Origin of the sequence: Rhizobium sp. BK619 (assembly GCF_014195245.1) — a bacterium.
GTDB classification, from domain to species: domain Bacteria; phylum Pseudomonadota; class Alphaproteobacteria; order Rhizobiales; family Rhizobiaceae; genus Rhizobium; species Rhizobium acidisoli.
Map to the genome: position 1 here is coordinate 99,608 of NZ_JACIBH010000012.1, position 20,155 is coordinate 119,762.

The following is a 20,155-nucleotide window of genomic DNA, read 5'->3' on the forward strand; positions in this document are numbered from 1 at the left end:
GTTCGATGGGCATTCCCAAAGCGTGATCCGGGCCTCCCGCAACTTGAGGATCACTAGTGTTAAGCCGGTTTTAACATAAAAATGGCATTTCTATTCAAATACCTCCGGAAGCTTTCGAAATCGAACAGATGTGGGACGCAACAGCATGAGTGCCGGCTTCGATAAGGCGGACACATCATCGGAAACCGACGGGATTTCCGCCGGGGCCGATCTGCAGACGGCGCTTTTCGATGTCGTGTGCGACAGCCTTTCGTCAGCTTTCATCATCTATGACAAGAACGATCATCTGATCTTCGCCAGCCGCCAGACGCTGGAATTTTTCCCGCTGCCGCCTGAGATGCTGAAGCCCGGCACGCGGCTTCGCGATTTCCTCGGCGCGGTTTACGACACCGGCATTCGCCAGCAATATGACGTCAAGCAGCGCGGCTCGCTGAGCCGCGAGGACTGGCTGTCGCAGAAAATCGCCTCGCATTGGCGCGAGCGCTTCGATGCCGTTGAGCGTCATGCTGCCGACAGCTGGGTGCGTTTCGTCAAACGCCGGCTGCCCGGCGGTTACGGCGTCACCATCATTTCCGATATTTCCGAGGACAAGAAGCGCGAAGAGCAATGGCGCTCGGATCTGGAGCGGGTGCAGCTCACCGAGGACATTCTCGACAATCTGCCGTTCCCGCTCTTCGTCAAGGACCGCAACCTCACCTATGTCGCGGTCAATCTCGCCTTCTGCGAGAAATATCAGACGACCGCCGACGAGGTGCTCGGGCGCAAGAGCAGCGACCTTTTTTCCGTCGAGATCGCCAAGCGCTTCGAAGAGAGCGACCGTCATGTGCTGGAGACCGGCGAGATGTCCGTCTCCCGCCAGCGGCAGATCTCCCGCGACGGCATCGAGCGCGACATCGTCAGCCGCAAGCACCGCATCGGCAAGCCGGGCCGCTATTTCCTCGTGTCGACCATGCAGGATCTGCCGCGCGATGGCGCCGATCTCGACGAGTTCGGCCGGGCATCGGCGATCACCACCTCAAGCAATCAAAGCTATCGCCGCGCCTATGTGCCGGTGCCGAGTGCGGTCGAGCGCCGCGAGCCGGCGGCGATGGAAGCGATCGTTCCGGAGAATTTTTCCGGCCGCAAGGTCCTCGTCGTCACGTCCGACCTTGCCGCTGAGACCGCCGCGCTGCGGACGCTGTCGAAATACGGTTTCGAATCCTGCTCGGTCCGCGGCGAGGACGAGGAGGAACACTTCCTGGAAATCGCCACCTCCTCCGGCATCTCGCTCGATCTCCTGATCATCGACAACCAGATGGGCATGCGCTGCCTCGAGCTTGCGGAGCAATACGGCATCCCGGCGCTGGTCATGGACGGTTTTCAGATCGCCAACGAACTGACCTTCCAGATCGCCCGCCATTTCAACCGCAACAGCCGCAATGGTGGCACCGGTGCGGATTCGGATTGGGAAATCAGCATCTCCGACGACGTCGTCGGCCTGCAGGTTCTCGTCGCCGAAGACAATGATATCAACCAGATCGTTTTTTCGCAGATCCTCGAAGGCCTTGGTTATCGCCATATGATCGCGGCGACCGGCGATGAGGCCGTGCGCCTCTGGGCCGAGCACCGGCCGCAGATCGTGCTGATGGATATTTCGCTGCCGGGCTTCAACGGCTTCGAGGCCGCCCGCCTCATTCGGCAGATGGAAGAAACCGGCGGGACAAGCCACACCCCGATCATCGGCGTCCTCACCCAGGCCTTCGAACGGGACCGCGCCGAATGCGTCAAGGCGGGCATGGACGATGTCATCATGAAACCGGTCAGCCCCGATATGCTCGAGGCGGTCTTCCAGAGGCATCTGCTGGATGAGGTCATGCGGGCGCGAGGCTGATGCATGTCATCAGGACCTGTGAGCGGCTCCGGCCAACGGCATAAAAATTAACGACTTTAGCCGGGACCACCGGTCAACTCCCGGATTCTGGGGTGGTTTTAGCGGCAATGCCTGCTGATTTACTATCAAATTGTTAAGACATGCCGGTCATTCTTTGCATGGCGCGGGAAAGCTCGGGTGAATGATGAAATCGGCGGACACAGCTTTCTTGACCGTCGGTCAGAATGAGCTTCAGGCGATGGCCTATACCGATCCGCTCACTGGATTGGGAAACCGCAATCGCATGCGGGACAAGGTCCTGCAGATCTCTTCCGAGCGCGCCAGCGACCCGGCGCCCTTCACCATCGGCATCGCCAATCTCGACAGTTTCAAACCGATCAACGATCTCTTCGGCTCGGCTGCCGGGGATGAAATCCTTTGCCAGGTCGCCCATCGCCTGAGGGCCTGCATTCCCGATGGCGCGTTGGTCACCCGCCACGACGGAGATGAATTCGCCTTCGTGCTGCCGCTGATCTTCGAGCGGGCGAGTGCCGAGAAATTCGGCCAGATGATCCGCGAAGTATTGTCGGCCCCTTATGATCTCGGCGACCGCAACGTCCGTCTTTCCGCCTCCCTCGGCTTTGCCATCTACCCGTTCGCCGGAGAAGACTGCGAGGAGCTGCTGAAGAGCGCCGAAACTGCCCTCTACCGTTCCAAGCGCCGCGGCCGTGGCCAGATCACCGTCTATTCGCGCGAGATCGCCCAGGAAATGAAGCGCGCCACGCAGCTGGAGCAGGCGCTCAGAAACGCCATCATCTCCGACGCGATCGACGTGCATTTCCAGCCGATCGTCTCGCTCTCCAACAATCAGGTGGTCGGCTTCGAGGCGCTCGCGCGCTGGAACGATCCCGATCTCGGCTTCGTCTCGCCCGGCGTCTTCGTCCCGCTCGCCGAAGAACGCGGCTTCATCGATGCGCTGTCGGAAGCGCTGCTGCGCAAAGCCGCCGAAGCAGCCCTGTCCTGGCCGCGCGAACTCTTCCTGTCGTTCAATCTCTCCTCGGCGCAGCTGATGGATCCGGGCACCAGCAGCAGCATCCTGTCGATCCTCGGCCGCGTCGGCTTCGATCCGCATCGCCTGGAGCTGGAGATCACCGAGACCGCGGTGATGAGTTCGGCCGATACCGCCCACCGCATCATCGCCGATCTGCGCGCCGCCGGCGTGCGTATTTCGCTCGACGATTTCGGCACCGGCCAGTCGAGCCTCGGGCGCCTGCGCGACTTCATCTTCGACAAGATCAAGATCGACCGCGCCTTCGTTTCGCGCATCAACTCCGACCGCGCCTCCGAACACATCATCAAGGCGATCCTGACCATGTGCGACGGCCTGGAGCTGGAAGTCGTGGCTGAGGGCATCGAGGATTATGCCGAGGCGGTGAAGCTGCGCATGCTCGGCTGCGGCATGGGCCAGGGCTATCACTTCGGCCGCCCGGCCGACGGGATCGCCACGCTGCGCTTCCTGCACGAGAACTATTACGATTCATCCATGGCGGAACGTGTCAGCGCATAATGCATGATGCCGAAAACTGTGAGCGGTTTTCTCAACGACCGACAATAGCAAAAAGCGATGGCGCCCCTAGGAGCGCCATCGCCTACGCTATACTACCGCGCGGTTTTTCTGGCCCGGCTGTCTTAACGCCAATTTACTTCGGCGTTGTCGAGCCGGTGGCCGTGGTGTCGGTGCCGGTCGCAGCCGGAGCCTTTTCGGCCGACTGCATGGCCAGCGTCTTGAACTCAGGTGCGGCCTTCAGCGATTCAGCCGTTTCGCTTGTCGTCAGCTTGACGCTGCCGTCCTGAGTATTCTGGGCGACGGTGATCTTCTCCATCGGGACGGCGACGTTCTTTTCGCCGATACCGAGGAAGCCGCCGACGCCGACGATCGCAGCAACGAAACCGCCGTCATTCTTGAGGATCAGGTCGTTGACGCTGCCGATGCTTTCATTGTTGCCGTTATAGACCGACTGGCCGATATAGGTATTAGCGCTGACCTGGTCGGGAGATTGCTCCGTGATGTAACCGGCCTGCGCCGTGTCTGCCGTCGGGGCTGCGGCCGGAGCCTGTGCGGCATCGCCTGCGGGCTTGGTGACGTCAGGGGTCATCGGCTTCGGCGCTGCCGGATCGGCGGGAGCCGCCTGTGTCGTCGCAGCCGGATCGGCCGGCTTCGGCGCCGCCTGCGAGAATGCCGCCGGTGCGAAAGCCGTGGCAAACAGGGCGCCAGCGGCAACGGTCGTCAAGAGTTTGCGTGTCATTTCGAACCTACCTTCAGTTCCTAGAGTGGTCGCTGACGCAGCAATTTCTGTGTCATTGCCGCGCCGGTTCGAAAGGAAAATGACTGGTGCGCCGATTGGTTCCGGTTGAAAACACGGAAAATTTCTCGATTTTCACGGAACATTTATCGCGCAACCGCTACCAGAACGAGAAAAGGCGCCTCCGGCCGGAAGCGCCTCTGATTGTTACGGGCAAGCTGTCTTCAGATCACGTAGACCGGATCGAACACGCCTTTGACCTCGATGCCGAGTTCGAGCAGCGCGCCGGCGCTCGGCTGCGCAGAACGGGCATCTTCATCGAGGCCCTCCCAGGCGGTCGTCACTGCCAGCCGGTCGGCATTGACGCCGATGAAGGCGGGGCAGGAGGGCTGGACGGCGGGAACCTTGTAGCGCGAGATGCGCAACCCGTCGGGATTGTAGCGGTCGACGACGCCGGCACCCCAGCGGGAATTCCAGATATAGCCATCGGCATCGACCACCGAGCCGTCGATGTCGCCGGGCTCGTCGGCGCTGTCGACCAGCACGATCGGCTCGCCCGAGGGCATGCCGGTGTTCGGATCGACCATGACGCGCATCAGCCGGTTGAGGCGGGAATCCGTGTAATAGCCGATCGTGCCGTCCGGTGAGAAGCAGATTGAATTCGGGATGCTGATGCCATTGAAGATCTTCGTTACCTTGCCGCTAGCGACGTGATAGATGGCGCCGGCCTGGTTTTCCGCCCGCTTGCTCATCGTGCCGATCCAGAGCGCACCGGAAGGATGGGTGCGGCCGTCGTTCGAACGGTTCTCCGGCCTGTCGTTTTCGAGCGCGGCATAGAAGGTCAGGTTGCCGCTCGCCACATCGCGGACGAAAAGCCCTTCCTCCGTCGCGATCAGTTGTCGGCCGGCGTCGATACGGGCGAGCACGCTGGCCATGGCGGGCAGCGGATGCACCTTTTTGGCGCCTGTGGAAAGATTGAGCTCGTGCAGTTCCTTGCCGAGGATGTTGAACCACCAGACGGTATTGCTGTCCGGATCATAGGTCGGGCCTTCGCCGAGAACGGAATTGGTGTTGCAAAGGGTCTTGCCCTCGAACTCGTAGATATCGGTCATACGCTCACGCTCCCAATGGCTGCATCATAGGCGTAAATGGTCGCCTTGGCGCGCTCGGCAACCTCTGATGCGGTCATTCCCGGCTTGTAGAGGCTGGTGCCGAGACCGAAGGCGAAGATGCCGGCCTTGGTATAATCGCCGAAATTCTTGTCCGACACGCCGCCGACGGCGGCAATCGTCAGTTCCGGCGGCAGGATCGCCCGGATCGCCGTGATGCCGGAGGGACCGAGCACGCTTGCCGGAAAGAATTTGAGACCGGTCGCGCCGGCCCGCGCTGCGGCGAGCGCCTCTGTCGGCGTAAACACGCCTGGCATCGTCACCATGCCGTATTGGCGCGCCCGGATGATCACCTCGGGCTCGACATTCGGCGTGACGAGCAGCGTGCCGCCGGCGGCATTCAGGCTGTCGACCGCCTCGACCGTCAGCACCGTGCCGGCGCCGATCAGCACCTCGGGCGGCGCCATCTTGGCGGCGATCTCGATCGATTTGAACGGCTCCGGCGAATTGAGCGGGATCTCGATCGCCGTCAGGCCATTGTCGATCAAGGCGCCAACCACGCTTTCGGTCTCGTCGGGCCGGATGCCGCGAAGGATGGCGATCAGCGGGCGCTTCATGTCGGGGAAGGGGATACGGTTCATCGTGTCGGCTTTCTCAATTCGGCCAGATGGCTTCGGCGGCGGCCGAAAGCCCGCGGCGCACGGCGGCGTCCGCATCGATGGCGGTGAAGGGAAGGGAAAGAGTGTTGAAGGCCTGTTCATAGAGCGCCTGCAGGCGCCCGGAGGCGACGAGCGTGATGCCTGAGTTGGCCGCATCCTGCAGCGCGCCGGCGATTTCGAGGCCGATCAGCGTACCGGAGAGCCGGGCCTGCGCTGATGCGGCCGAGATCCCGTGCAGGAGCTGGCCCGAGCGGGCGGTAAAGAGCAGATTGGAGGCAAGCGCGGGCCGCGCGAAAGCCGCGGAGACCGCCGCTTCGAAGGCCGCCGCATCGGCCGGCTGCTCCTGAGCACCGGCAACGGCATGCGAAAGGATCGTGTGTTTGCTGATGACGTCGAACAGTTCGCCGGTCATGAAAGTCGAAAAGCCGGTGACCTTGCCGTCGCCCACATGCACCCACTTCGAATGGGTTCCGGGCATGCAGACCGCCTGGGCGCCGGCGCTTGCGTTGCCGAGCGCGCCGAGAAGCTGGGTTTCCTCGCCGCGCATGACGTCGGGCGTCGCCATATCCCGCTGGGCAAGCCCCGGCAGGATGCGGATGTCGCGGCTTTCTCCCGGCACGGAGACTGCCGCAGTCAGGATCGCGGCGAGCGGCGCCGGCACGTCGATATAACCGGCCTCGACCCAGCCCTGCCGTGCACCGGCCATGCCGCAGATGATCACCGGCAGGTTCTCGGGCGCCTCGACGGCGGCGAGATGGCCTGCCAGCACTTGGGAAAAGCCGGCTTTTGCCGCACTCGTCATGCCTTCGCCGCTGCGGCGCTCGGCAAGCACGCTGCCGTCCCTGCCGATCAGCCAGAGCCGAAAACTGCTGGTGCCCCAGTCCACCGCGACATAAGCGGGATTAGCCATTACAGAATGCCTCCATCGACAATCAGGGACTGGGCGGTCATTCCCGCCGCGCAGTCGGATGCAAGAAACAGGCAGGGACCGACGATTGCGTCGGGCTTGAGCGCGACTTTCAGGCATTGCTGCTCGACCGAACGCGCGACGCTCTCTTCGGTCAGCCAAAGCTGCATCTGCCGTTCGGTGACGACCATGCCGGGCAAAATGCAGTTGATGCGGATATTCTCCGGGCCCAGCCTGCCGGCCATGCTCTTCGTCAGCCCGACGACTGCAGCTTTCGCCGCCGCATAGGCGGGAAAACCGCCCATGTTCAGTTTGAAGGCGATCGACGACATATTGATGATCGCCCCGCCGCCGGCCGCCCGCATCGATGGCGCTGCTGCCTGGGAGGTGAAGAACACATGCCGCAGGTTGACTGCCTGATTGTTGTCCCAATAGGCCTCGGTCACCGCGTCGAAATCATGACGGTCGTCCCAGGCGGCATTGTTGACAAGCACGCGGATCGGCCCTGAATTGGCGACGACGGTATCGACGGTGCGCCGGATCGCCTCGATGTCGCGAAGGTCGGCATGGTGAAAGGAAACCGGATGCGCCGTCTCCCGCGACAGCCTTTCGGCGAACGCGCGGCCGGCTTCCTCGGCAATGTCAATGAAGGAGACCTTGGCGCCCTGGCGCGCGAAACCTTCGACGATCGCAGCACCGATGCCCGATCCGCCGCCGGTCACCAGCACGGTTCGGTCTCTGAACTCCGGAAATTGTGCTGGCATCGCCGTCGCCTTTGATATCCTATGATGTTCCATTATTTGGAACTATATTTGACTATATGGAATTATCGAATTATGCTGGCCTTGCTGTCAAGGGGCGGACGAGATGATGAATTCAAATGGCGAAAGCATGGCGCAGGCCCGCGAGACCGGCACGCTCGGCAAACTGATGGTTCTGCTCGATCTCGTCACCCATGCCGACGCGCCGCTGCGTTTCACCGATATCCTGGCCCTTGCCGACCAGCCGCGCGGCACCTTGCATCGCCAGTTGAGCCATCTGGTGGAGGAAGGGCTGCTTGAGCTTGATGGCGACGGCCGTTACGCGCCGGGCCTGCGCCTGCTCGATTTTGCCGCGCGCAGCTGGGCGCGCAACGAATTCCGGCTGATTGCCGAGCCGCACCTTGCCGATCTGCAGCAGGCGACCGGCGAAACGGTGCATCTCGGTGTTTTGAGGGGCCAGTCGATCATCTATCTCGACAAGGTCGACGGCCGTCAGCCGGTGCGCATGTATTCACAGATCGGCAATGCCTCGCCCTGTTACTGCACCGGCGTCGGCAAGGCCGCCCTTTCCCTGCTTCCGGCCGATCTCCTCGCCGATCTTCTCGCCGGCCTGAACTTCACCCGCTTTACCGCCTCGACCCATCTCTCGGCAGAAACGCTGCTTGCCGAAATCCGCGAGATCACCGACCAGGGCTATGCCTTCGACCGCGAGGAGCATGAGGCCGGCATCCGCTGTGTCGCCGCCCCGCTATGGTCGCAGGATCGGGCCTTTATCGGGGGCATTTCGATTACCGGCCCGGCCTACCGTCTGTCGATGGAACTTCTGCGCCAGTGGTCCGTTCCAGTTCAGCTGGCAGCTGGGAGGATCATGGACGACATGCGCATTCGGCTCGGCCCGCGCCGCTAAATGCGATCGGAGAGCATGCTTATGATGAGGGCGATATTGAGATTTTCCGGCGAATCACGACAACTGTAAATAGTCCGCGAAATCGAAAACCACTCACCGGCCGAACGCCTCTGCGGCGAGGCCGATTCCATGTGATCCAATCAGCGATCGTCATTCCCCGAAGCAATCGAACCGGCCGTTGCGCCGAAGATGAAGAAATGTGATGGCACCCTTGTCGCAAACATCCCAGGAAGACGACGACTACATCAAGGAAATAGCCGGCCTGAAGACCCAGTTCGATATTTTCCGGTTCCTGAAACGTGTGACGGAAGCCTATCGCAGCCGTGCCTTCCTGGTTCTCAACCTGCCGCCGATCACCTCCCTGGATATCCAGGGCAGCACCGTCATCACCAGCTGGCCGGCCGAGCTTCTGGCGCTCTACGACCAGGAGGGACTGCTGGTCAACAGCCCGGTTCTCAGGCGGCTCAGAACATCGGCGCGGCCCTTTTTCTACGACATGTCGCGCGAGAACTGGTCGCGCGACGACGGTAAGTCGATCCTCGTCGCCTCGCTGTTTGAACGTTTCAGGATGATGCGCGGCGCCTATTTCCCGACGCATGAGCCATCCGGCGTGCGCGGCGCCATCTCTTTCGCCGGCGACCGCGAGCCCTTCAGCCCGGCGGAGATGCGAGAGCTCTGCTACATCTCCATCCATGTTTATGACAGGCTCGCCGAGATCCGCAACCTCGATACACGCATCACGGATACGCTAACCGACCGGGAAATCGATTGCCTCAACTGGACGGCGGCCGGCAAGACCAGTGCGGAAATCGCCGAAATCCTCACCCTCTCCGAGCACACGGTCAATCACTATCTCAACCGTGCCACCAAGAAGCTCGATACGGTCAACCGCACCCAGGCGGTGGCCAAGGCGCTGCGGATCGGCCTGATCAAATAAGGTGCAAAAGGCATAGCGGCTGGTCGCCGGGCGCCCAGCGCGTGAGCATATGCCGGCCGCTTCCGGCCATCCTCACGCCGCGCCGGTGCCATTTGCGCCGATTTCCGTCTGGCACGCTTTCTGCATCTCTTTTGCCAGAGGCCCAGAGGGGACTTGGACCAGCGCCAGGGAAATGGCGCGGCCGCACACTGCCGTCCGACGCCGATGCCGCTTTTCCCAAGCCTTCGGTGTCGGCGGCGGTTGTTGCGTTTTGGCACCGCCTCTTGCACAGCTGCGCGCCATTTGGCCTTCCCTCGTCATTTTTCGCTGGCCTTTTTGTCGGCTTGCTCTAGTTCGCCCCGGATTGCGCCGGTTCTCGGGGAGACCGTTGCGGCCATCAGGGCGAAAGCCCGGCGGACTTGATGGCCGCAACGGATTGCCCATTCTCCCCGGGGCGCTTTTCGCAGGCCGGCAAATCGATTTTCCCGCCGATGATTTTGTTTGGCGAAGGCGTCCGTCTCCACTATCTCTACTGCATGATTTCAGTCTTGATCGGAATCGATGAAGGCTGAAATCATGCAGTAATTCAAAGTGCTACAGCGCTCTTTGTGCGTCTTGTAAGACGCGCGGCGCTCTAGTCTGAGAGAAGCAGCAGTGAGGATGGAATGACCGACGTCACCAAGGAACAGGTTCTCGAAACGCTGAAGACCGTGCGTGGACCGGATCTCGAGCACGATATCGTCGAGCTCGGCATGGTTTCCGACGTCTTCATCTCCGACGGCAAGGTCTATTTCTCCATCACCGTTCCGGCCGATCGCGCCAAGGAGCTGGAGCCGATGCGGCTCGCCGCCGAGCGCGTCGTCAAGGCGATGCCTGGTGTCAAAGGCGCGCTGGTCGCACTGACCGCAGACAAGAAAGCGGCCGCCGCCGCTCCGGCGGCCCGCCCGGCGCCGAACCCGCCGCACGGACATGCCGGCCACGATCATCACGGGCATGATCACGGTAGCCACGCGCACGCCCCGCAGCAACAGCCGCCGCGGGCCGGCAAGATCGGCGTCCCCGGCATCGGCGCCATCATCGCCGTCGCCTCGGGCAAGGGTGGGGTCGGCAAGTCGACCACGGCCGTCAACCTGGCGCTCGGCCTGCTCGCCAACGGTTTGCGCGTCGGCATTCTCGACGCCGATATCTATGGTCCCTCGATGCCGCGGCTGTTGAAAATTTCAGGCCGTCCGACCCAGATCGACGGCCGCATCATCAATCCGATGGAGAATTACGGCCTCAAGGTCATGTCGATGGGCTTCCTCGTCGACGAGGAGACGGCGATGATCTGGCGCGGTCCGATGGTCCAGTCGGCACTCCTGCAGATGCTGCGCGAAGTCGCCTGGGGCGAGCTCGACGTGCTCGTCGTCGACATGCCGCCCGGCACCGGCGACGCGCAGCTGACCATGGCCCAGCAGGTGCCGCTTGCCGGCGCCGTCATCGTCTCGACGCCGCAGGACCTCGCTTTGATCGATGCCCGCAAGGGCCTCAACATGTTCCGCAAGGTCGAAGTGCCGGTGCTCGGCATCGTCGAGAATATGAGCTATTTCATCGCGCCGGATACCGGCACCCGCTATGACATCTTCGGCCATGGCGGCGCCCGCAAGGAGGCCGAGCGCATCGGTGTGCCCTTCCTCGGCGAAGTGCCGCTGACGATGAATATTCGCGAGACCTCCGACGCCGGCACGCCGCTTGTCGCCTCCGAGCCGAACGGCGTCGTTGCCGGCATCTATCGCGGCATCGCCACCAAGGTCTGGGAGCAGCTCGGTGGCCAAACCCAGCGTGCCGCCCCGTCGATCGTCTTCGAATAGGTCTGCCATCGCAAGCAGTGCGGCTGCTCCGGGCGACACTCCTAGCGTCCGAATCATGACCGCCAGTACCCCAAATTGTGGGGGCAACGTGGTGAAAAGCCGCGCTTCACGGAAGATGTCTTGATTATTTCACGGCTTTGCTGCATATGCCGCGGCGCCATGATGGCGTTTGCTGCAGATGCTCAATGACGGCCGTCCTCGTTTGGAAGATTTCGGCCCGCCTGCAAGTTCGGAGTTGTCTTGTCGATCAAAGGATTGATCGCTGCGATGCGGTGGAGCACAATGCGCATGCCGGCCTTTAAGGCTGGATGCAGCCGGAGTTGTATGACCTTTTTTGATCCGCTTCCGCTGGGACCTGGGACGAGCGACCCTCGCGTTGCCGCGCTGGCGGCCGCATGGAAAGGCTGCCGGTGATCACCGCTTACTGTTCCAATTGCAGGTCGGTCGAGATTCGCGATCTGTCGCATCCCGCATCCTTCCCCGAGGATGTCGTCTGGATCGACATGATCGAGCCGAGCCGCGACGAGGAGCTTTATGTCGAGAAGGTGCTCGGCATCGAGGTTCCGACCCGTGATGATCTCAAGGATATCGAGCCCTCCGCCCGTCTCTACGTCGAAAACGACGCCGTCTTCATGACCGCCTCGCTGCTCTGGAAGGCGGATACCGACGCGCCGACGCTGACCGATGTCGCCTTCATCCTGGCCGGAAACCGGCTGGTTACCATCCGCTATGCCCATCCCAAATCCTTTGCGCTGTTCATCGCTGCCCTTCACCGGCTGCCGGAAAACTGGCGCAGCGGCGCTGCCCTTCTCGCCAAGCTGCTGGAGACGATCGTCGACCGCACCGCCGAGATTCTCGAAATCTCGGTCGCGCGCCTCGACATCCTGTCGATGCATGTCTTCGGCGACCGGGCGAAGAAGACGCGCAAGCCTTCGAACTACCTCGAGGAAAAGCTGCGCGATATCGCCGGTTATCACCGGATGATCAGCAAGGTGCGTGACAGCCTCGGTTCGCTGTCCCGCCTGCTCACCTTCTTTCACACGATCCCGGCGGTCCAGCAGGACCGCGAGACGAAGGAACTCTGCCGCACTCTCTCGCGCGATATCCAGTCGCTGTCGGAGCATGCCGCCTTCGTTGCAGGCAACATCACCTTCCTGCTCGACGCTTCGCTCGGTCTTATCAACATCGAGCAGAATTCGATCATCAAGATTTTCTCGATTGCCTCGGTGGTGTTCTTGCCGCCGACACTGGTCGCCTCCATCTATGGTATGAATTTTCAGGTCATGCCGGAATTGGCCTGGGCCGCGGGTTATCCTTATTCGCTGGCCCTGATGGTGATATCAGCCGTCATCCCCTTTTTCTTTTTCCGCTGGAAAGGCTGGCTCTGAGGAGCCTGTTGCAACTTCATGTCCGCAGAGAGCCATCCGAACGAATCCCAGATGACGCCGAAGAAGCTGTTCTATCTTGCGCTCGGTTCCGTCGGCGTCGTCTACGGCGATATCGGCACCAGCCCGCTCTATGCTTTTCGCGAGGCGCTGAAGCCCGTCGCCCATGACGGCGTCACCCGTTTCGAGGTCATCAGCTTGATCTCGCTGATGATCTGGGCGCTGACGATCATCGTCACCATCAAATATGTGCTGTTTCTGCTGCGCGCCGACAACGAAGGCGAGGGCGGCACGCTGTCGCTGCTTGCTCTTCTGATGAAGACCGCCAACGGCCATACCGCCATACTGATGCTGCTCGGCCTGATGGGGGCTGCCCTCTTCCTCGGCGATGCGATGATCACGCCGGCGCTGTCGGTACTCTCGGCCGTTGAGGGCCTGAAGCTCGTCACACCGAGTTTGGCGGAATATATCGTGCCGATCTCGGTGGTGATCCTGGCGCTGCTCTTCGTCGTGCAATCGCGCGGCACCGGCGCCGTCGCCAGATTCTTCGGCCCGATCACCGCCATCTGGTTCATCGTCATGGCCGCCGCCGGCATTTCCCATATCTCCGACGATTTCGGCATCCTTGCCGCCTTCAACCCCTATTATGCCGTCAGCTTCCTGCTGCATGAGGGCTTTTACGGCGTCGTCGTGCTCGGCGCGGTCTTCCTGACGGTGACCGGTGCAGAGGCGCTCTATGCCGATCTTGGCCATTTCGGCCGGCGCCCGATCCAGTGGGCCTGGTTCGCGTTGGTGTTTCCGGCGCTGACGCTGAACTATCTCGGGCAGGGCGCTCTCGTCCTCGGCAAGCCGGAGACGATGTCCGATCCCTTCTATCTGATGTTTCCGCAATGGGCGCTGCTGCCGGTCGTCATCCTGGCGACCGCCGCGACGATCATCGCCAGCCAGGCGGTCATCACGGGCGCGTTCTCGATGGTGCGTCAGGGCATCAACCTTGGCTTCCTGCCGCGCATGGAAATCCTCTTCACGTCGGAAACCAATACCGGGCAGATCTTCGTGCCGTCGGTCAATGCGGTGCTGTTCATCGGCGTCATCTTCCTCGTCCTGAGTTTCAAGACCTCGGATGCGCTGGCGACCGCCTATGGCATCTCCGTCACCGGTGCGATGGTCGTCACCTCGATCATGGCCTTCGAATTCGTTCGTGCCCGCTGGAACTGGTCGTTCCCGGTCGCTGTGATCGCGCTCGCGCCGCTGGTCGTGCTCGAACTGATCTTCCTCGGCGCCAACCTTTTGAAGATCCACGACGGCGGTTATATCCCGATCCTGATCGCCACCGCCTTCACCGTCATCATGTGGACCTGGCGTCGCGGCACCGCGATCCTGATGGAAAAGACCCGCCACACCGATATTCCGCTCCCCTCCTTCGTCAGCTCGATCGAGCGCAAGAGCGAACATTCGCCGGCCCAGGTTCCAGGCACCGCGATCTTCCTGACCAGCGACCCGGAATCGGCCCCGGCCGCCCTGCTGCACAATCTCAAGCACAACCATGTGCTCCACGACCGCAACGTCATCCTGACGATCCGCACCGTCAACAAGCCGCGCGTGCCGAGCCAGGACCGTTATAAGGTCGAGCAGATTTCCGAGCGCTTCTCCCGGGTCGAACTGCTGTTCGGTTTCATGGAATCGCAAAACGTCTCGCAGGCGCTCGCGACGCTGCGCAAGACCGGGCTGAAGTTCGACATCATGTCGACCTCCTTCTATCTCGGCCGCCGCAAGCTGGTGCCGGACGCCAAATCCGGCATGCCTTATTGGCAGGACCGGCTTTACATCGCCCTTGCCAACGCCGCCGCCAACCCCTCGGACTACTTCCGCCTGCCGGCCAACCGCGTGGTGGAACTGGGGTCGCACGTTATTATTTGATGGGTGCGGGCGACATTCCCGACACGCGTGTCTGCGCTGTCTGGCTCCTTCCGCCACCTCGTCCTCCGTCATCCCAGGCCCTGAGCCGAGCATCCATACGGCACCCACCAGCAGCCGCGGCATGGATCCTCGGCTCAAGGCCCGGGATGACAGAGATTGGGGATGCGTCCCTGTCAAACAAGCCACATTAGAACATGCAAAACTTCGCATGGTCACATTCCGGCACGCCCCGTTAACCCGACGTCAAGGTTAATGAGAGATTTTCGATGGAATGTTCCCGCGTTCCATGCCCGGAGTTGGTGTTGCGTCGAAAGAGCTCTCCCCGTAGCAAGCTGCGTCTTCTTCCCGAGAATTGGGTGTCGCCCGCAATCTTCGGGCTCGCCGGCTGGCTGATCTTCCCGAGCGTCGCATCTCATGCCGATCTCGCCGCCATGCTGGCCGGTCTCGATCGGGAGGGGGAGAACTGGCGCATGGTGCTGACCAATTCACCGGCCGGCTCGATCCATCAGGCCGAACTTGCCTTTGCCGATCCCGCGGTGACGGGCTCGATCTCGTCGGGTGCCGGCATGGTGCTTCCCGATGGCCGCAAGGTCGCTTTCACCAAGGAAAAAGGCCACGAGGACACGCCCGACGAGGATCGCGTCAACCGCGGCACCAAGAAAGGCCGCGTCGTCGCCGTCGAGAAGATGCAGCCGCCGAAGGATTTTTCCGCCGGCTCGATCCTCGAGCGCACCAGGATGCTCTTCACCCCGAGTTTCGATCTCAAGGACAGGTCGGCTTTCGTCAAGCCGAAGATCCAGGGCAAGGAAATCGAGATCGCCACTTCTTTCTATAAGAAGCAGCCGGTGGTGACCGATAATGGCGTGCCGGCAATGCTCGCAAGCCTCGTCACCAGCGACAAGGCCGATGTCCTGGCCACTGCCTATGGGCCGGCGGCACCCGACTATTCCCGCCAATCGCCTTTCGATTCCATTCTGACCGAGCAGGATAGCGGCCGCTTCGTCCCGCAGATCGGCCCGCGCGACCATGCCTGGGCCGCCAGCATATTGTCGCCGAGCGTCTTTTCTGCCCGCGAGCAGCAGTGCCTTGCCTCCGGCATCTATTTCGAGGCGAGGGGAGAATCGGTGAAGGGCCAGGCGGCCGTCGCCCAGGTCATCCTCAACCGCGTCCGCAACCCGTCCTATCCGAAAACCATCTGCGGCGTGGTCTACCAGAACGAGGACTGGCGCAACCGCTGCCAGTTTTCCTTCGCCTGCGACAGCATCAAGGACAGGGTGAACTCGGAATATCACTGGCGGATGGCCCGCGATGTGGCGATGGCGGTGACATCAGGCAAGATCTGGCTGCCGCAGGTGGGCTCGGCGACGCATTACCATGCCGTCTATGTCAGGCCGAAATGGGCAAAGACCATGGAAAAGGTCGGCCGCATCGGTCTTCACGTCTTCTATCGCACCTATGGCGGCGGCTGGAGCTGAGATAAATCGCTCCGGCAAGCCGATTTGCCGGGCTTAAAAGCGGATTCTTTCCATCGAATTTAAGAGATCGCCCCAGAAACGAGTTATCTCTTTGATTTGACGAAATTATTTTATGGCTGGACAGAAGCTGTCTACGCCTTGACTATACCAATCCCTAAAACTATGTTGCGCGCGACTTCAGAACGGGCCGGAAGGGTTTCAACCTTCGCGTCCGGGGTCCGAATGACCGGGGTAGCGGGAGTGCGGGCGACGGGCAGGTGAGGAGAGATCCATGGCGGATGACCGCGAGGAAAGTCTTGAGAAGCGCCGTGCGCAACTGGGAGCGGAACTCGCGACCAAGCGCGCTGAGGCGGGAGTGGAACATGCAAGCGAGGCCCGAGCCGAGGTAAGCCGCAAAGGTTATGCCCAGGCGATGAAGCTTTCCAGCGAGTTCATTGCCGCGATCATCGTCGGTGCCGTTCTTGGCTATGTTCTCGACCGTTTTGTTGGCACGGCGCCTTGGGGGATGATTGTTCTTCTGCTTCTCGGATTCTGTGCCGGCGTTCTGAACGTGCTGCGTTCTGCGGGGGTGGTGGCCCATCCCCTTGATGACGACAAGAAATAAGGACCGGTTCCCGGTCCAGTGCAATGACCCCGCGTCCTGCGGGCCAAAGAGAGAGAACAGCGGTGTCCAACGATCCGACTCATCAGTTCCAGATCTTCAAGATTGTGCCGATCGAAATCGGCGGAATTGATTTTTCGTTCACCAACGCATCGCTCTTCATGGCAGCGTCCGCTGCCGTGGCCGTCGGCTTCCTCTATTTCGCGACCTCGAACCGCGCCATCGTGCCGGGCCGTTCGCAGTCGGTTGCGGAAATGTCCTATGAATTCATCGCCAACATGCTGAAGGAAGGCGCGGGCAAGCAGGGGATGAAGTTCTTCCCGCTGGTCTTCTCGCTCTTCATGTTCGTGCTGACGGCGAACCTGCTCGGCATGTTCCCGTATTTCTTCACGATCACCAGCCAGATCATCGTCACCTTCGCGCTGGCGATCCTCGTCATCGGCACGGTTCTCGTCTACGGTTTCTATAAGCACGGCTTCCACTTCCTGAATGTCTTCGTGCCCTCGGGCGTGCCGGGCATATTGCTGCCGCTGGTCGTCTCGATCGAAATCATTTCCTTCCTGTCCCGTCCGATTTCGCTCTCCGTTCGTCTTTTCGCCAACATGCTCGCCGGTCATATCACGCTGAAGGTGTTCGCAGGCTTCGTCGCCTCGCTTGGAGCCCTCGGTGCGGTCGGTGTCGGCGGCGCAGTTCTTCCCCTCATCATGACCGTCGCCCTGACCGGTCTCGAGTTCCTCGTCGCCTTCCTTCAGGCTTACGTCTTTGCGGTGCTGACTTGCATGTACCTCAACGACGCAATCCATCCGGGCGGGCACTAAGGATAACGACAACGACGTCTCCAGGGCGTCAGTCATTCGCCGCAACAACCATTTCAAAGGAGTTCAACATGGAAGCGGAAGCAGCAAAGTTCATCGGTGCAGGCCTGGCTTGCTTTGGTATGGCCGGTACGGCTCTCGGCCTCGGCAACATCTTCGGCAGCTACCTGTCCGGCGCTCTGCGCAATCCGTCTGCCGCTGACAGCCAGTTCGGCCGTCTGGTATTCGGCTTCGCCGTTACGGAAGCTCTGGGCATCTTCTCGCTGCTCGTCGCTCTCCTCCTCCTCTTCGCCGTCTGATATCGGCGAATAGATGGATCACGGCCTGCGATCGCACGCCGTGATCCTTTGCATTTGCAGTCCACCTGGAGGTGAGCATGTTTTTTGTGACCCCGGCTTACGCTGAAGAAGCACCGGCGGCAGCGACCGGCACGGATGCGCACGCCGCTCCGGCCGCAGGCGAGGTCCATACCGAGACCGGTGTTGCCGAAGGCGAACACGCCCGCGGCCCGTTCCCGCCTTTCGATTCGACGACCTACGCATCCCAGCTGCTGTGGCTGGTGATTACGTTCAGCGTCTTTTACCTCCTTATGCAAAAGGTCATCGCGCCGCGCATCGGGGCCATCCTCGATCAGCGCCACACGCGCCTCTCCCAGGATCTGGAAGAAGCCGGCCGCCTGAAGGCGGAAGCCGACGCTGCCGTCCAGACCTATGAAGGCGAACTGGCGGCTGCCCGCGCCAAGTCGAATGCGATCGGCGCTGCCGCACGCGACGCCGCCAAGCTCAAGGCCGAAGAGGATCGCCGCGCTGTCGAGGCGAGCCTGTCGGAAAAGATCAAGGCTGCTGAAGTCCGTATCGCCGACATCAAGGCGAAGGCCTTCGCCGACGTCGGCACCATTGCCGAGGAAACGGCGGCTGCCGTCGTGGAACAGCTGATCGGCGGCACCGCTGCTCAGGCAGATGTCGCCGCCGCCGTCGCGGCCGCCAAGAAGGAGGCTTGATCGATGGAATTTCACTTTGATGCGACTTTCTTCGCCTTTGTCGGCCTCGTCCTCTTCCTGGCACTGGTCGTTTACCTGAAGGTTCCGGGCATGATGGCACGGTCGCTCGACGATCGCGCCGACCAGATCCGCAACGAATTGGCCGAAGCCAAGCGTCTGCGCGAAGAGGCTCAGCACCTGCTCGCCGAATACCAGCGCAAGCGCAAGGAAGCGGAAGCCGAAGCGGCCCACATCGTTGCCGCTGCCGAGCGTGAAGCCCAGATGCTGACCGCCGAGGCGAAGAAGAAGACGGAAGAATTCGTCGCCAACCGCACGGCGCTTTCCGAGCAGAAGATCAAGCAGGCCGAGGTCGAGGCGATGAAGGCGGTCCGTTCCGCCGCCGTCGATCTCGCAATCGCGGCCGCCGAAACGGTGCTCGCCAAGCAGGCGGACGGCAAGGTCCAGTCCGAACTCTTCGGCAATGCCATCGGCCAGGTCAAGACACGGCTCAACTGAGCGGTATCGTTTGGTATGATGAAAAGGCCGGGCATGTCCCGGCCTTTTGTCTTTGGTGAATACTCAATCTCGGTTCGAGGGCATGCCGCTCCCTCTCGATTCCCTCTTCTCCCCTCGGGGAGAAGGTGCCCGTAGGGCGGATGAGGGGGCCGGGAATGCCGGTCTTTCCGAATAAAACCGATGAGGGCTTCGACCGTTGCGCTCTTATATCGACTGATTCAGGGCGGTGGCGCGCGGGGTTAGCGCTGGCGTGGCGGATAGGTTTTCCGTGAGGACGTGCCGTGCGGCCCCCTCATCCGCCTGCCGGCACCTTCTCCCCGCCGGGGAGAAGAGAATATGCCGCGGCCTCTCTTTTCCACGCGCCTCTTTCGGTGCTCGTCCGGCTTCTCATTGCCTGGTTTTCTTTGGGCGACCTATTCCGAGATCAGCTCGTCCATCTGAGGACCATCCTCGACCTTGCGCAGCGGCCGAAAACTCATCCGGTGCAGGGAGCAGGGGCCGAGCTTTTCGATGCCGGCGCGGTGCTGCGCCGTGCCGTAGCCGACATGGGCGGCAAAGCCGTAATCCGGAAATACGTGATGAGCCCGCGCCATCATTCGGTCACGTGTCACCTTGGCGACGATCGAGGCGGCGGCGATCGAGACCGAGCGGGCATCGCCCTTGACCACCGCCTGTCCGGGGCAGTCAAGGCCGGGCGGCACGTCGAGCCCGTCGGTCAGCACGTAGCTTGCCGGAATGGCGAGGCTGCAGATGGCGCGGCGCATGGCGTCGAGGCTCGCCTTGCGGATATCGGTCTCGTCGATCCGCGTCGAGCTGGATGAGGCGATCGAGACGGTGGCGGTCGCCAGGATCTGCACGAACAATTCCTCGCGCCGTTGCGCCGAAAGCTGCTTGGAATCGTTCAGCCCCTCCGGGATGCGCTTCGGATCGAGAATGACGGCGGCAGCGACGACCGGCCCGGCCAGCGGCCCGCGGCCTGCCTCGTCGGCGCCGGCCACCGGCCAGTGGCCGGCCTTGCGGGCTTTGAGCTCCAGCCGGAAATCCGGCACCAGAGGGGCCGCTTGGAACAGCTGGGGAGAATCGGGTGGCGTGCGAGGTTTCATGCGGCTGAACCTCGCACGCCAACCCGATTGCCCGCAAGTCCCCGATCAGGGCGGCGGTCGGGGACCGGGTCCGGCGGATGGTGGCGGTCAGGGCCATCCG

Annotated in this window: 20 protein-coding genes; 14 read left to right on the forward strand and 6 right to left on the reverse strand. The window is 61.9% G+C overall.

The window, feature by feature from the left end:
• The first annotated feature begins 145 nt into the window (after window positions 1-145).
• On the forward strand, window positions 146-1,870 hold the full coding sequence (locus tag FHX14_RS22755) for a response regulator (RefSeq protein ID WP_184378841.1): 1,725 nt from the start codon (window positions 146-148) through the stop codon (window positions 1,868-1,870).
• A 181-nt stretch (window positions 1,871-2,051) separates the two neighbouring features.
• Complete coding sequence (locus FHX14_RS22760; RefSeq protein ID WP_184378843.1) at window positions 2,052-3,416, forward strand: EAL domain-containing protein; 1,365 nt, start codon at window positions 2,052-2,054, stop codon at window positions 3,414-3,416.
• A 133-nt stretch (window positions 3,417-3,549) separates the two neighbouring features.
• On the opposite strand, the gene FHX14_RS22765 is transcribed toward FHX14_RS22760, so the two are convergent.
• From FHX14_RS22765 to FHX14_RS22785, 5 genes are all read right to left on the reverse strand, one after another.
• On the reverse strand, window positions 3,550-4,155 hold the full coding sequence (locus tag FHX14_RS22765; RefSeq protein WP_184378845.1) for a PRC-barrel domain-containing protein: 606 nt from the start codon (window positions 4,153-4,155) through the stop codon (window positions 3,550-3,552).
• A 221-nt stretch (window positions 4,156-4,376) separates the two neighbouring features.
• Entirely contained in the window at window positions 4,377-5,264 is an 888-nt protein-coding gene (locus FHX14_RS22770) for an SMP-30/gluconolactonase/LRE family protein (RefSeq protein WP_184378847.1), read from the reverse strand.
• Window positions 5,261-5,902, reverse strand: a complete 642-nt coding sequence (locus FHX14_RS22775; RefSeq protein WP_003588262.1) for a 2-dehydro-3-deoxy-6-phosphogalactonate aldolase — start codon at window positions 5,900-5,902, stop codon at window positions 5,261-5,263. The genes FHX14_RS22770 and FHX14_RS22775 overlap by 4 nt, the downstream gene beginning before the upstream one ends.
• A gap of 13 nt (window positions 5,903-5,915) precedes the next feature.
• A complete protein-coding gene (locus tag FHX14_RS22780) occupies window positions 5,916-6,830 on the reverse strand; it encodes a 2-dehydro-3-deoxygalactonokinase (protein ID WP_184378849.1) in 915 nt (304 codons plus the stop codon).
• Entirely contained in the window at window positions 6,830-7,591 is a 762-nt protein-coding gene (locus FHX14_RS22785; RefSeq protein WP_184378851.1) for an SDR family oxidoreductase, read from the reverse strand. The genes FHX14_RS22780 and FHX14_RS22785 overlap by 1 nt, the downstream gene beginning before the upstream one ends.
• A gap of 106 nt (window positions 7,592-7,697) precedes the next feature.
• Between FHX14_RS22785 and FHX14_RS22790 the strand changes: the two genes are divergently transcribed.
• The 12 genes from FHX14_RS22790 (at window position 7,698) to FHX14_RS22845 (ending at window position 18,952) form a co-directional block, all read left to right on the forward strand.
• A complete protein-coding gene (locus FHX14_RS22790; RefSeq protein ID WP_184379036.1) occupies window positions 7,698-8,495 on the forward strand; it encodes an IclR family transcriptional regulator in 798 nt (265 codons plus the stop codon).
• A 202-nt stretch (window positions 8,496-8,697) separates the two neighbouring features.
• The gene (locus FHX14_RS22795; protein ID WP_003588256.1) at window positions 8,698-9,432 is read left to right on the forward strand and encodes a LuxR family transcriptional regulator; all 735 of its coding nucleotides are present in this window, start codon (window positions 8,698-8,700) and stop codon (window positions 9,430-9,432) included.
• Between the two features lie 401 nt (window positions 9,433-9,833).
• Window positions 9,834-9,983 (forward strand): hypothetical protein, encoded by a 150-nt coding sequence (locus tag FHX14_RS22800; protein ID WP_156339774.1) that lies wholly within the window; start codon window positions 9,834-9,836, stop codon window positions 9,981-9,983.
• A gap of 93 nt (window positions 9,984-10,076) precedes the next feature.
• Window positions 10,077-11,261, forward strand: coding sequence for an Mrp/NBP35 family ATP-binding protein (locus FHX14_RS22805; protein WP_054181426.1), 1,185 nt, complete (start codon window positions 10,077-10,079; stop codon window positions 11,259-11,261).
• Between the two features lie 410 nt (window positions 11,262-11,671).
• Window positions 11,672-12,649 (forward strand): magnesium transporter CorA family protein, encoded by a 978-nt coding sequence (locus tag FHX14_RS22810; RefSeq protein ID WP_041671661.1) that lies wholly within the window; start codon window positions 11,672-11,674, stop codon window positions 12,647-12,649.
• Between the two features lie 18 nt (window positions 12,650-12,667).
• Entirely contained in the window at window positions 12,668-14,566 is a 1,899-nt protein-coding gene (locus FHX14_RS22815) for a potassium transporter Kup (protein ID WP_003588247.1), read from the forward strand.
• 266 nt (window positions 14,567-14,832) lie between these two features.
• Window positions 14,833-16,041, forward strand: a complete 1,209-nt coding sequence (locus FHX14_RS22820) for a cell wall hydrolase (protein WP_184378853.1) — start codon at window positions 14,833-14,835, stop codon at window positions 16,039-16,041.
• Window positions 16,042-16,312: 271 nt separating this feature from the next.
• A complete protein-coding gene (locus tag FHX14_RS22825) occupies window positions 16,313-16,645 on the forward strand; it encodes an AtpZ/AtpI family protein (protein WP_184378855.1) in 333 nt (110 codons plus the stop codon).
• A gap of 62 nt (window positions 16,646-16,707) precedes the next feature.
• A complete protein-coding gene (locus FHX14_RS22830) occupies window positions 16,708-17,460 on the forward strand; it encodes a F0F1 ATP synthase subunit A (RefSeq protein WP_003584570.1) in 753 nt (250 codons plus the stop codon).
• Window positions 17,461-17,528: 68 nt separating this feature from the next.
• Window positions 17,529-17,756 (forward strand): F0F1 ATP synthase subunit C, encoded by a 228-nt coding sequence (locus FHX14_RS22835; RefSeq protein WP_003588243.1) that lies wholly within the window; start codon window positions 17,529-17,531, stop codon window positions 17,754-17,756.
• Between the two features lie 77 nt (window positions 17,757-17,833).
• Window positions 17,834-18,457: a F0F1 ATP synthase subunit B gene (locus tag FHX14_RS22840; RefSeq protein WP_012556745.1), complete on the forward strand. Its 624-nt coding sequence runs from the start codon at window positions 17,834-17,836 to the stop codon at window positions 18,455-18,457.
• Window positions 18,458-18,460: 3 nt separating this feature from the next.
• Window positions 18,461-18,952 carry a F0F1 ATP synthase subunit B gene (locus tag FHX14_RS22845; RefSeq protein WP_003588236.1) on the forward strand — a complete coding sequence of 164 codons (492 nt, stop codon included), beginning with the start codon at window positions 18,461-18,463 and terminating at the stop codon, window positions 18,950-18,952.
• Between the two features lie 413 nt (window positions 18,953-19,365).
• Here FHX14_RS22845 and FHX14_RS22850 read toward each other — a convergent pair whose 3' ends face one another.
• A complete protein-coding gene (locus FHX14_RS22850) occupies window positions 19,366-20,055 on the reverse strand; it encodes a ribonuclease HII (protein ID WP_183697946.1) in 690 nt (229 codons plus the stop codon).
• Between the last annotated feature and the right edge of the window lie 100 nt (window positions 20,056-20,155).

Coding starts and splice junctions, on each gene's coding strand:
- FHX14_RS22850 (WP_183697946.1), bottom strand. CDS start 20,055: ATGAAACCTCGCACGCCACCCGATTCTCCCCAGCTGTTCCAAGCGGCC.
- FHX14_RS22815 (WP_003588247.1), top strand. CDS start 12,668: ATGTCCGCAGAGAGCCATCCGAACGAATCCCAGATGACGCCGAAGAAG.
- FHX14_RS22765 (WP_184378845.1), bottom strand. CDS start 4,155: ATGACACGCAAACTCTTGACGACCGTTGCCGCTGGCGCCCTGTTTGCC.
- FHX14_RS22785 (WP_184378851.1), bottom strand. CDS start 7,591: ATGCCAGCACAATTTCCGGAGTTCAGAGACCGAACCGTGCTGGTGACC.
- FHX14_RS22775 (WP_003588262.1), bottom strand. CDS start 5,902: ATGAACCGTATCCCCTTCCCCGACATGAAGCGCCCGCTGATCGCCATC.
- FHX14_RS22770 (WP_184378847.1), bottom strand. CDS start 5,264: ATGACCGATATCTACGAGTTCGAGGGCAAGACCCTTTGCAACACCAAT.
- FHX14_RS22760 (WP_184378843.1), top strand. CDS start 2,052: ATGATGAAATCGGCGGACACAGCTTTCTTGACCGTCGGTCAGAATGAG.
- FHX14_RS22805 (WP_054181426.1), top strand. CDS start 10,077: ATGACCGACGTCACCAAGGAACAGGTTCTCGAAACGCTGAAGACCGTG.
- FHX14_RS22790 (WP_184379036.1), top strand. CDS start 7,698: ATGAATTCAAATGGCGAAAGCATGGCGCAGGCCCGCGAGACCGGCACG.
- FHX14_RS22845 (WP_003588236.1), top strand. CDS start 18,461: ATGGAATTTCACTTTGATGCGACTTTCTTCGCCTTTGTCGGCCTCGTC.
- FHX14_RS22755 (WP_184378841.1), top strand. CDS start 146: ATGAGTGCCGGCTTCGATAAGGCGGACACATCATCGGAAACCGACGGG.
- FHX14_RS22825 (WP_184378855.1), top strand. CDS start 16,313: ATGGCGGATGACCGCGAGGAAAGTCTTGAGAAGCGCCGTGCGCAACTG.
- FHX14_RS22795 (WP_003588256.1), top strand. CDS start 8,698: ATGGCACCCTTGTCGCAAACATCCCAGGAAGACGACGACTACATCAAG.
- FHX14_RS22835 (WP_003588243.1), top strand. CDS start 17,529: ATGGAAGCGGAAGCAGCAAAGTTCATCGGTGCAGGCCTGGCTTGCTTT.
- FHX14_RS22840 (WP_012556745.1), top strand. CDS start 17,834: ATGTTTTTTGTGACCCCGGCTTACGCTGAAGAAGCACCGGCGGCAGCG.
- FHX14_RS22780 (WP_184378849.1), bottom strand. CDS start 6,830: ATGGCTAATCCCGCTTATGTCGCGGTGGACTGGGGCACCAGCAGTTTT.
- FHX14_RS22800 (WP_156339774.1), top strand. CDS start 9,834: ATGGCCGCAACGGATTGCCCATTCTCCCCGGGGCGCTTTTCGCAGGCC.
- FHX14_RS22820 (WP_184378853.1), top strand. CDS start 14,833: ATGGAATGTTCCCGCGTTCCATGCCCGGAGTTGGTGTTGCGTCGAAAG.